Origin of the sequence: Shewanella sp. K8, assembly GCF_028823715.1 — a bacterium.
In the GTDB taxonomy this organism is placed as follows: Bacteria; Pseudomonadota; Gammaproteobacteria; order Enterobacterales; family Shewanellaceae; genus Shewanella; species Shewanella algae.
This window is the reverse complement of record NZ_JAPEHY010000060.1, coordinates 1-10,867: the sequence shown is the minus strand read 5'-3', so window position 1 is coordinate 10,867 and position 10,867 is coordinate 1. Positions and strand designations below refer to the sequence as shown.

Here is a 10,867-nt window from a genome sequence, read left to right as displayed (position 1 = left end):
TTGATGATTTGTTCTTCGGTGTAACGTTTCTTCATGTTGAGATCTCCATTGGCTCCAGTGTATTGGAAATCTCATCAATGTCATGGTCTTAAATTCGGGGGAAAGGTCACTCACGGTTTGGCAGCACTCCCGAAGGTCAGTGACGTTGGCAGTTCAATTTCCAAGTAACAAAAAAGGGCCATCCTTACGGATAGCCCTCAGGGGTTAATTGGCAGATAAGCTTACTTATAAAAAGCTTCTACTGTGCCTTTGATGGTCATCAGCAGGGGCTGGCCGCGGCGGTCGAGCGCTTTGTGAGAGGCGACTTTAATCCAGCCTTCGCTGATGCAGTATTCTTCCACGTCATTGCGCTCTTTGCCATTAATGCGAATGCCCACATCGAACTCAAACACTTCGGCCACATGGTGTGGGCTGCGTGGGTTGATAGAAAGGCGATCCGGCAGAGCGGGTGGTACTTTGGTATCGGTCATAATCTTCATCTTGGGTAAATAAAACTCGCGATATTGTAGGCAATCCCCCAATCTGGCTCAATAGCGGCGAATGGCTTTATCCACACGGTTTGTGCCCTTTTTTATCAATCCAATCAGCCAATTTGGTTGTTTGACCATGGGCTAAACTTTATCTGACTCGATTGCACGCCCGTTGATATGTGAATCAATAGGGTCTCGTTCCAAACAGTTAACGGCGTATGCGACGAGCCGGCAGCTGAAGTTGTTCTATTAGCCGAATACCTCATCCCCAAATCCAATAGAAATAGTACTCGGGAAAGCCCCAAGAAAAATCGGCGCAAAGCCAAAGCCTGCGCCGATTTCATGGGGTGGATTATCCCCTCTATTACTTGTTTACATCAGCCGTCAACGACTACTGCAAATCGAATCTATCCAGCTCCATCACCTTGCTCCAGGCTTTGGCAAAGTCCTCAACGAAGCGGGTCTTGCCATCGTCTGCGGCATACACTTCAGCGACGGCTCTGAGTTCTGAATGGGAACCAAACACCAAGTCGACAGGCGTAGCCGTCCATTTGAGTTTGCCGGACTGACGATCAAGACCCTGATAGAGACCTGGCTCTTTGCCCTTTTCCCAACGAGTGGACATATCCAGCAGGTTAACGAAGAAATCGTTGCTGAGCTTGCCAGGGCTTTGGGTGAACACCCCATGTTTGCTGCCACCGCTGTTGGCATTCAGCACTCTGAGACCGCCGACCAATACCGTCATTTCAGGAACCGTCAGGTTAAGGAAGTTCGCCTTTTCAATCAGTGCTTCGGCCGGTGATGCCGGGCTTTGTTCACTGAAATAGTTTCTGAAGCCATCGGCCTTGGGCTCCAGCACGGCAAAGGAATTTACATCTGTTTGGGCCTGAGTCGCGTCCATCCGCCCGGGATGGAAGGCAACATTGACTTTAACCCCGGCATCGGCCGCGGCTTTTTCTATGGCAGCACTGCCGCCCAAGACAATGAGATCGGCCAGCGACACCTTTTTACCGCCCTTGGCTTTCTTGTTGAAATCCTTTTGGATTTTCTCAAGCTTGCCAATAACTTTCGCCAATGCCTTGGGGTCATTTGCCGCCCAATCGCTCTGGGGCTTCAGGGCGATTCTGGCACCATTGGCGCCGCCACGCATATCTGTGCCACGGAAAGATGACGCCGCGGCCCAAGCCGTTTTCACCAGTTCAGGCACGCTGAGGCCTGAATCCAAAATGACCGCTTTCAGCTGTTTGGTATCGGCCGCGTCGATCAAAACATGATCGACCGCTGGGATAGGGTCTTGCCAGATCAGATCTTCAGAAGGCGCATCTTTGCCCAGGTAGCGGGTTTTCGGCCCCATATCTCTGTGGGTCAACTTGAACCAGGCCTTGGCGAAGGCCAGCTCAAACTCGGCCGGGTTGTTGAGGAAACGGGTCGTGATTTCGCGGTAAATCGGGTCTTCCTTTAGCGCGATATCACTGGTGAACATGATGGGAGCATGACGCTTGTCGGGGATATGGGCGTCAGGCACCAAATTGGCGGCCTTGCCATCGGCAGGGATCCACTGAATGTGGCCGGCCGGGCTCTTGGTTTGAACCCAATCGAAGGTGTAGAGCCAGGTTAAGTATTCCATGGTCCACTTGGTGGGGTTGGAAGACCAGGCACCTTCAAGGCCGCTGGAAACCGTATCTTCCGAGTGACCTTTACCACAGCGGTTTTTCCAGCCAAGGCCCTGCTCCTCTATTCCGGCGGCAGCGGGTTCTGCGCCGACACACTTGGCTGGGTCATGGGCGCCGTGGGCCTTACCGAAGGTGTGACCACCGGCGATCAGCGCCACGGTTTCTTCATCATTCATGGCCATACGGCCAAAGGTATCGCGGATCTCCCGGGCGGATGCCAAGGGATCGGGCACGCCGTTGGGCCCCTCAGGGTTCACATAAATGAGCCCCATCTGGGTGGCTCCCAAGGGTTTTGCCAACTCACCCTTTTCATTGCGGCGTTTATTATCGAGCCACTGTTTTTCGGCGCCCCAGTTAACCTTTTCGGCTTCCCAGTCATCAGTGCGGCCACCGGCAAACCCGAAGGTTTTAAAGCCCATGGACTCCAGGGATACGTTACCGGCCAGTACCATGAGGTCAGCCCAGGAGATCTGGCTGCCATACTTTTGTTTGATTGGCCAAAGTAGGCGGCGAGCCTTGTCGAGACTGACGTTATCAGGCCAACTGTTGAGAGGTTCAAAACGTTGCTGACCACCACTGGCACCGCCGCGACCGTCAAAGATGCGATAAACACCGGCACTGTGCCAGGCCATACGGATAAAGAAAGGGCCATAGTGACCATAATCGGCGGGCCACCAATCCTGGGAAGTGGTCAACGTAGTTTTGATGTCGGCTTTGACGGCGTCCAAATCCAAAGAGGAAAAGGCCTTGGCATAGTCATAATCGGCGCCGTAGGGATTGGATTCAGCGCCGTGCTGGCGCAGTGGCGATAGATCCAGTTGCTGCGGCCACCAGTAGGCGTTGGTTGTTGCGGCCTGAGGCTGAACAGCCGATTGCGACTGCGCCGCTTGGGTAGCGGCTGCGCCAAAAACCATAGCAACAGACAGCGCCACCGCGGTCAGAGATGGATACTTGATTTCATGTTGGAAGTCCTCTTCCTTGGTGAAGGGCGTGGGATAAGCCACTTTCCCGATTCAAGTGCCGCGAATGCCGGCGCCTTTGGTTAGCGCGCCTTAACAAACGGGCACAGTTAAACAGCGGCGAATACGGCCTGCCGCTGTTCACTCCAAGGTAGTGAGGAAACTTATTCGCGACTAACGATTAAATCAGATTGTCGTAATCTAAAAAGAAGTATCAACTAATTTAGGGAGTGGTGTTCTGTAGTTACCCAACTATCTCCGGTGCATTCCTAACCCGGTGAGATTGACACCATTTCAGCCAGCTCAAAAACACAAACCTGCTATTAAGCCATTCTGCTTAACCATTCTCTAAGCCATTCTCTAAGCCAAAGATTGGAAGTCAGTAATTGCTATCAAATATTCGTTTTCAACCCCATTTTTGAGCGCAAAAGGCCTTGGCCTGTCTGTCTTTGGCAGAGAGTAATGGCTCACCCAGTGCGGTATTCAGCGGCCAGTCTATCGCTAAATCGGCATCATTCCAGACAATGGCTCCTTCATCGCCGGGCTGATAATAATCGCTGCACTTGTATATCACCTCGGCCGGTCCCTTGGTCACATAAAAACCATGGGCAAACCCCGGTGGTATCCACAGCTGACAGCGATTTTGTGCCGATAAATACAAACCGTGCCACTGCCCAAAGGTGGGAGACTGGGGACGAATATCGACGGCGACATCGTAGATCTCACCGCTGATAACCCGAATCAACTTGCCCTGGGGGTATTGGCACTGAAAATGAAGCCCCCTAAGCACTCCCGCGCCAGAGCAACTGTGATTTTCCTGCACTAAAGTGACAGCAGCCTGACCGGAATCCATCAAGGCTTTTTCAAAACCGGAGGCTCGAAAGCACTCCATAAAATAGCCCCGGGTATCGCTGAAGATCTCGGGCGTAAACAATATCAGGCCGGATAAAGGGAGAGATTGAGCTTTCATCAAGAGACACAAAAAACGGTAATTGGAGGGATTGTAGCAGGAGTCGCAGCCATAGCACGATAGCCTTTCCATTGCATTGCGTAAACAAGCCGGTTACGTGACTGAATATGCTCTGAACCGTAACCCAGATGGTGTGACAAAAGCCTTACTCCCGCCAAAACAGCTGTGCTAGCCTGAAGGCCAACTTAGGTAACTTAAGGGAATAAACCATGAACAAGTCCACTATTTTTGCGTTATTGATGACGAGTGGTATGGCACTTGGCTTGGCGGCTTGCCAAGATCAGGAGACACAATCTCCAGCCACTAACGGCCAAACAGAAACGGCTACAGCCCCCGCTGAGCAAACAGCGCAAGTACCAATGGGTGATACCAGCCAAAATGCGCTGGATTGGGAAGGAAGTTATAAAGGGCTGCTGCCCTGTGCAGATTGCTCAGGAATAGAAACCATGCTGACGCTCAAGGGAGACAACAGCTATCGCCTGCAGCAAGTGTATCAAGGTAAGGACGAGAGCATATTCAGCGAAAGCGGCAAGTTCACCTGGGATGCCAGCGGCGGCAAAATCACCCTCGAGGATGGCAGTAAATATCTGGTAGGGGAAAATCAGCTCTTTATGCTGGATAGAGAAGGCAACCGCATCACCGGCAGCCTGGCGGATAACTACAGGTTGAGTAAAGAACAGTAATTGGCACAGTGTAAAGCCGCATAGTTAAGCTAATACGGCCAAGTCAAGTCATAGTGCGCTTCAGATCTGAAGCGCACTATGACTCTTTTATCAATAAAAGGCTTTATACCAATCAGCAAAAGCCTTCACCCCTTCACTGATCCCAACTTGTGGTTTGTAAGCCACAGCTTTAAATAAATCTTCGGTATCTGCCCAAGTGGCCTGGACATCACCATCTTGCATAGGCAGCATAATTTTTTCAGCCTTTTGCCCGAGTGCTGCTTCAAGCTCGCTGATGAAGTCCAATAAACGAACCGGACTGCCATTGCCTATGTTGTACACGCGATATGGAGCACTGCTTGTTGCCGGAGTGCCCTGCTCTACCGTCCAATCACTTTGTGTCTTTGGCACTTTATCGGCCACTCTGATAATGCCTTCGACAATATCATCAATAAAGGTGAAGTCGCGGCTCATATCCCCCTGATTAAACACCTTGATTGGCCTGCCAGAGGTAATGGCATCGGCAAACAGCATAGGTGCCATATCCGGGCGCCCCCATGGGCCATAGACGGTGAAAAACCTCAGTCCCGTTGTGGGCAAGCCATATAGGTGCGCATAGCTATGAGCCATCATCTCATTGGCTTTTTTGGTCGCCGCATAAAAAGAAACTGGATGATCAACCGAATCCGTTGTCGCAAACGGCATCTTCTTGTTGAGGCCATAAACAGAGCTGGAAGAGGCGTACACCAAATGCTCTATGCCATGATGGCGACAACCTTCCAACACAGTAAGAGTGCCGACAAGATTACTGTCTGCATAAGCATAGGGATTTTCAATCGAATAACGGACGCCGGCTTGGGCACCCAAGTGGATAACGCGTTTGAAACCACCTTTGGCAAAGAGTTCAGCCATGGCTTCCCTGTCGGCAAGATCAAGCTTTTGGAATTGGAAATGGTTAAAATCAGCCAGTTTTTGCAATCTGGCCTGTTTTAAACCGACATCGTAGTAATCATTGAGATTGTCGATACCAACAACTTCGCACCCTGCCTCACAAAGCCGTTCGCAAACTCGGGCGCCGATAAAGCCGGCTGCGCCGGTAACCAGATATTTCATTTTGTTGGTCTCATTCAACTTGCAGCCCTTCTGCGGCGTCTTCAGTCATTTCCAAACAGATCCCGGGTATAGACTTTATCGGCCACATCTTTTAGCTCATCGACCATACGATTGGAAATAATCACATCAGAGATCTGCTTAAACTCAGTAAAGTCGCTTATCACCCGTGAGCGGAAAAACTCATTCTCCTCAAGTACCGGCTCGTAAACCACCACTTCTATCCCTTTGGCTTTAATCCGCTTCATCACGCCTTGCACTGCAGAAGCGCGGAAGTTATCTGAGCCAGACTTCATTATCAGCCGATATACCCCAACCACTTTGGGCTTTCTGGCAATAATAGAGTCCGCAATAAAGTCCTTACGAGTTCTATTGGCATCCACTATGGCCGCAATCAGATTGTTGGGAACCTGGTTGTAATTGGCAAGCAGTTGCTTGGTATCTTTCGGTAAACAGTAGCCACCATAACCGAATGATGGGTTGTTATAGTGACTCCCAATCCTGGGGTCCAAACACACACCATCGATTATCTGCCGGGTATCCAGCCCATGGGTTTCAGCGTAAGTATCCAGCTCATTAAAATAAGCCACACGCATGGCCAAGTATGTGTTGGCAAATAGCTTAATGGCTTCGGCTTCTGTGCTGCCGGTAAAAAGTACCGGAATATCGGGCTTTAGCGCGGCTTCAGCTAGCAGATGAGCAAAGCGCTCTGCCCGCTCAGAACGTTCGCCGACAATGATCCTCGAAGGATAGAGGTTATCGTATAAGGCTTTGCCTTCTCTCAAAAACTCAGGTGAGAATATGATATTGGCCGAGTTGTACTTCTCACGTAATGCTCTGGTGAAACCAACTGGCACAGTTGACTTAATTACAATGCAAGCAGAGGGATTTACGGCGACAATGTCCCGCGTCACCTCATCGACGGTGCTGGTATCGAAGTAGTTAGTCTTGGGGTCGTAATCCGTTGGTGTTGCAATGATGACATAATCTGCACCGCGATAGACTTCTTTGTCCGTTGTGGCAGTTAACTGCAACTTATTGCTCACCAAGTGCTGTTCAATAAGCTCATCGGCGATGGGCGAGTGCCCGGCATTGACCATTGCCACCCTCTTCGAGGAGACATCCAACGCCCACACCTGGTTATGTTGTGCCAACAACACCGCATTTGACAAGCCCACATAACCCGTACCAACAACCACTATCTCCATTTTATTCCCCAATGGCTTATGCTGTACGCAATTTTGGTAAATAAAAAACGAGCACAGCACGCTTAGATAACGTACATTATGTACCCGTTCTTGGTGAAACTCATTTACATCAGCTCACATCACTAGGAAGCGATGATAGGAACTACATTTGAATTTTGTGCTTTGTGCTTACTCAGCCAAACCAAATCACAAATACCGTCTGAAGGGTTAAATCCAGTTGGTGCTTTGAGCAACAAATCTCGAATCGCCTCGTGGTCAAAGTCATGACATGCCTTATCCAATCTATCAAGAATTGGCTTGAGCTCATCCCAGGTTAAAAATACCTCATTGGCAGTCATTATTCGTTCGTGCCCTGTACCTTCAACATTGTCGCCAATGAGGAGTTCTTCGTAGAGCTTTTCCCCTGGTCGAAGACCAGAAAAAAGTATTTCAATGTCACCGCCTGGATTGTGCTCATCTTTAACCTCAAAGCCACTTAAACGAACCATCTTTCTGGCGAGATCAACAATCTTGACGGATTTCCCCATGTCCAATACGAAAACATCACCGCCTTTACCCATAGCGCCAGCTTGGATAACCAATTGAGAGGCTTCCGGTATTGTCATGAAAAAACGTGTTATCTCCGCATGAGTAACGGTAACCGGACCACCATTTGCTATCTGCTTTCGGAATAATGGAACAACCGAGCCACTAGAGCCCAATACATTACCAAAACGCACCATGCAAAAACGTGTCGAGCTATCTTTATGGGATAGGGCTTGCAAAGCCAGTTCAGCCATTCGTTTAGTCGTGCCCATTACATTGGTAGGACGAACCGCCTTATCAGTTGAAATAAGGACAAAAGTTTCTACGCCCGCAGCAATAGCCGCTTGTGCCGTATATAAGGTTCCAAATACATTATTACGCACACCTTCAACCACATTATGTTCGACTAAGGGAACATGTTTGTAGGCTGCAGCGTGATAAACAGTTTGTACTTTAAAGGCTTCCATTACAGCTTGGACCCTATTCAGACGCTGAACAGAACCCAAAACTGGATAGATATCAACTGTCAATCCGAGTTCTTTTTTAGTCGCCAACAGTTCCCTTTCTATAGAATAAAGTCCAAATTCTGAAAGTTCAAAAAGAACCAATTTTGATGGCGACTGCCGTAAAATTTGCCTACAAAGCTCAGAACCAATTGAGCCTCCGGCTCCGGTTACCATCACTACTTTTCCCGATATATTGGCTGCCATTAAGTCTGCTCTGGGAGCAACTGGGTCACGTCCCAAGAGATCTTCAATTTCAACTTCTTTAACATCGGTAAATAACTTATCCCCACTAACCAAATCGGCCATAGCAGGCAAAGTTAAGACTTTAACGCTTAGTTGCTCGAGTGATTGAATAATCTCTTGCCGCCTAGCTCTGCTAGCACTTGGAAGCGCGAGTAAAACTTTTGATGCCTGCTTTTGTTTAATTAACTTTCTAAGAATTGATGGTGAATGAACATATAACCCTTGCATATTAATGCCGTGTAAGGAGGTATCATCGTCAACAAAAGCTACAGGGTGATATTCGTGGCTTTGAGCCAAAGCGATCGCGGTTTGGCGCCCACTGACACCCGCCCCATAAATAATCACCGGCTCACCACGACGATTGAGACCACTACCGACCATGGAGCGCATTAAGGCTCTTGCACCGCCAACAAAGACTAAGGCAAATGAAGCGTAAATAAAAGGCACGGTTCTTGGCAAATCAACACTGAGGAAATAAGCGAGAGTAACCATAGCAAGCGTGCTCAATATCACGCCAGCCACTATTGCCGTCATCGCTTGGCTCCCCAAATATCTAAGCACCGCTCGATAAAGACCGAGTCGAATAAAAGCCAGAATACTTACCGGGCACACCAATGCGATTAACAACCAGTACTGTCCCTTAGATACGATGGCAACAGAGTCCAGTCGAACGAAGAGTGCAAACCAAAATGCCAAGATAAGAAAAACTGAATCAACAGCGACACTCACAATACGCTTATGAGGCCGCTTAAGTGAGAATAAAAACTGAAAAAAGTCCATTTCAACACCTTGGTTTAATGTTAAAAAGGGCCCTATGACCCCATCGATAAGGCAAAAACTTCACTTAGAAGCCAAGGATAATACTTCATCCAACACTTTGCAGGCTTTACTCATCTCATCCTTGGCCAATGTTGGATGAACCAACATCATAATACTGGTTTCGCCGAGAAGTCTGGCGTTTTCAAGTCTTACAGCTGGTCGCCATGGCGTATTATCAAATGCCTTTTCCAGGTAAACCTCTGCGCAGCTACCTTGCATACATGGTACGCCTTTCTCAACCACCGCATTTACAATGCGATCACGATCCCACCCTAGGTTCAACTTTTCAGGGCGAACGAAAAAGTAGTGTTTATATTCTGCATGTTCAATATAATCGGGTACTTCTACCACGCGAATGCAAGCAAAACCTTTAACAACATCATCCAACATTTTACCGTGCGACTGTCTATTAGTTGTCCACTGTTCCATACGAGTAAGTTGAATTCGACCAAGAACAGCTTGTATCTCAGTCATACGCCAGTTAGTACCAAAGCTTTCATGCAACCATCTAAACCCTGGCTGGTGTTGCGCGTTATAAACAGCATCGTAGCTTTTACCATGATCTTTATAACTCCACATTTTGGCCCAAAGCTCTTTTGAGTTTGTGGTGACCATACCACCTTCGCCTCCTGTAGTCATAATCTTGTCTTGGCAAAAGCTCCAAGCACCGATGTGACCAATAGTCCCCACACTGTGACCTTTGTATTTTGCACCATGCGCCTGGGCACAATCTTCAATAACATAAAAGCCATGTTTTTCTGAAAGTGCCATAATGGCATCCATTTCAGCAGGCATGCCCCCCAAGTGCACTACAATCACAGCTTTAGTCTTGGGCGTTAATACCGCTTCGATTGACTCTGCCGTAATGGCTTGACTATTAAGATCCACATCTGCAAACACAGGGTTAGCACCAGCAGTAACAATAGATGATGCCGAAGCAAGAAAGGTTCTAGGCGTCGTAATGACCTCATCCCCCTCCCCAACACTCAATGCTTTAAGCGCCACGTCCAGCGCGAGAGTCCCGTTGCCAAGCGCAACCGCATATTCACACCCAACCCAAGCAGCGAATTCTTTTTCGAATTCACGGCACTCGCAACCCGTCCAGTAGTTCACTTTATTTGAAAGTAGTACACGACTAACTGCATCAGCTTCTTCTTGAGTGAAAGAAGGCCATGGAGAAAATGAAGTATTAAGCACGATATCACCTGAAACTATATTAAAAATTAGCCAGCAATAGGTTTTGCTGGAGAACCAACTACGATTTGAAGCTCTGGAATATTATTAATAACTGTGGAACCAGCACCAACAGTTACATCATCTCCAATTTCAACTCTCTGTTTTACTTGACTTCCAATTCCAATCCAACTTCTTTTGCCGACGAATACCGCTCCCGCGAGATTAGCTCCTGGGCTTATATGAACTCCGTCAGCTAGATTACTATCATGATCAACGGTAGCAGAGGTGTTTATAATGCACGCACAACCTACCGTCGCGAAGGGATTTACCACAGCATTAGCCATTACTACAGTACCTATCCCTAGACTAGCATAACGACTTACACTGGCAGAAGGATGTACTAGCACCCCAAAGCACGCTCCGCTTAAAAGCAATTTATTTTGAATCTTTAATCGAGCACGATTGTCGCCGATAGCGATAACTGTTAATAAGTAATTTTTGGCTGTAGACAAAAGAGAATCATAACAACCTACAACGGGCCAGTGC

At 48.4% G+C, this 10,867-nt stretch carries 9 protein-coding genes; 1 reads left to right on the top strand and 8 read right to left on the bottom strand.

What is annotated here, in order from left to right:
* Window positions 1-221: 221 nt before the first annotated feature.
* The 3 genes from ON072_RS20495 to rfbC all read right to left on the bottom strand — a co-directional run bounded on the left by ON072_RS20495 (window position 222) and on the right by rfbC (window position 4,072).
* Entirely contained in the window at window positions 222-470 is a 249-nt protein-coding gene (locus ON072_RS20495) for a DUF3297 family protein (RefSeq protein WP_025011888.1), read from the bottom strand.
* Window positions 471-861: 391 nt separating this feature from the next.
* The gene (gene katG / locus ON072_RS20490) at window positions 862-3,057 is read right to left on the bottom strand and encodes a catalase/peroxidase HPI (protein ID WP_274626166.1); all 2,196 of its coding nucleotides are present in this window, start codon (window positions 3,055-3,057) and stop codon (window positions 862-864) included.
* A 451-nt stretch (window positions 3,058-3,508) separates the two neighbouring features.
* On the bottom strand, window positions 3,509-4,072 hold the full coding sequence (rfbC, locus tag ON072_RS20485; RefSeq protein WP_274626165.1) for a dTDP-4-dehydrorhamnose 3,5-epimerase: 564 nt from the start codon (window positions 4,070-4,072) through the stop codon (window positions 3,509-3,511).
* Between the two features lie 209 nt (window positions 4,073-4,281).
* Between rfbC and ON072_RS20480 the strand changes: the two genes are divergently transcribed.
* Entirely contained in the window at window positions 4,282-4,755 is a 474-nt protein-coding gene (locus tag ON072_RS20480; RefSeq protein ID WP_243888270.1) for a copper resistance protein NlpE, read from the top strand.
* A gap of 90 nt (window positions 4,756-4,845) precedes the next feature.
* Here ON072_RS20480 and ON072_RS20475 read toward each other — a convergent pair whose 3' ends face one another.
* The 5 genes from ON072_RS20475 to ON072_RS20455 form a co-directional block, all read right to left on the bottom strand.
* Window positions 4,846-5,847 (bottom strand): NAD-dependent epimerase, encoded by a 1,002-nt coding sequence (locus ON072_RS20475; RefSeq protein ID WP_144132241.1) that lies wholly within the window; start codon window positions 5,845-5,847, stop codon window positions 4,846-4,848.
* Window positions 5,848-5,888: 41 nt separating this feature from the next.
* Window positions 5,889-7,052, bottom strand: coding sequence for a nucleotide sugar dehydrogenase (locus ON072_RS20470; RefSeq protein WP_274626164.1), 1,164 nt, complete (start codon window positions 7,050-7,052; stop codon window positions 5,889-5,891).
* Window positions 7,053-7,174: 122 nt separating this feature from the next.
* Window positions 7,175-9,106: a polysaccharide biosynthesis protein gene (locus ON072_RS20465; protein ID WP_208125715.1), complete on the bottom strand. Its 1,932-nt coding sequence runs from the start codon at window positions 9,104-9,106 to the stop codon at window positions 7,175-7,177.
* Between the two features lie 60 nt (window positions 9,107-9,166).
* Window positions 9,167-10,342 carry a DegT/DnrJ/EryC1/StrS family aminotransferase gene (locus tag ON072_RS20460; protein ID WP_208125714.1) on the bottom strand — a complete coding sequence of 392 codons (1,176 nt, stop codon included), beginning with the start codon at window positions 10,340-10,342 and terminating at the stop codon, window positions 9,167-9,169.
* Window positions 10,343-10,368: 26 nt separating this feature from the next.
* Window positions 10,369-10,867 (bottom strand): acetyltransferase (locus tag ON072_RS20455; protein ID WP_274626163.1); only part of this gene is annotated, 499 nt, incomplete at its 5' end.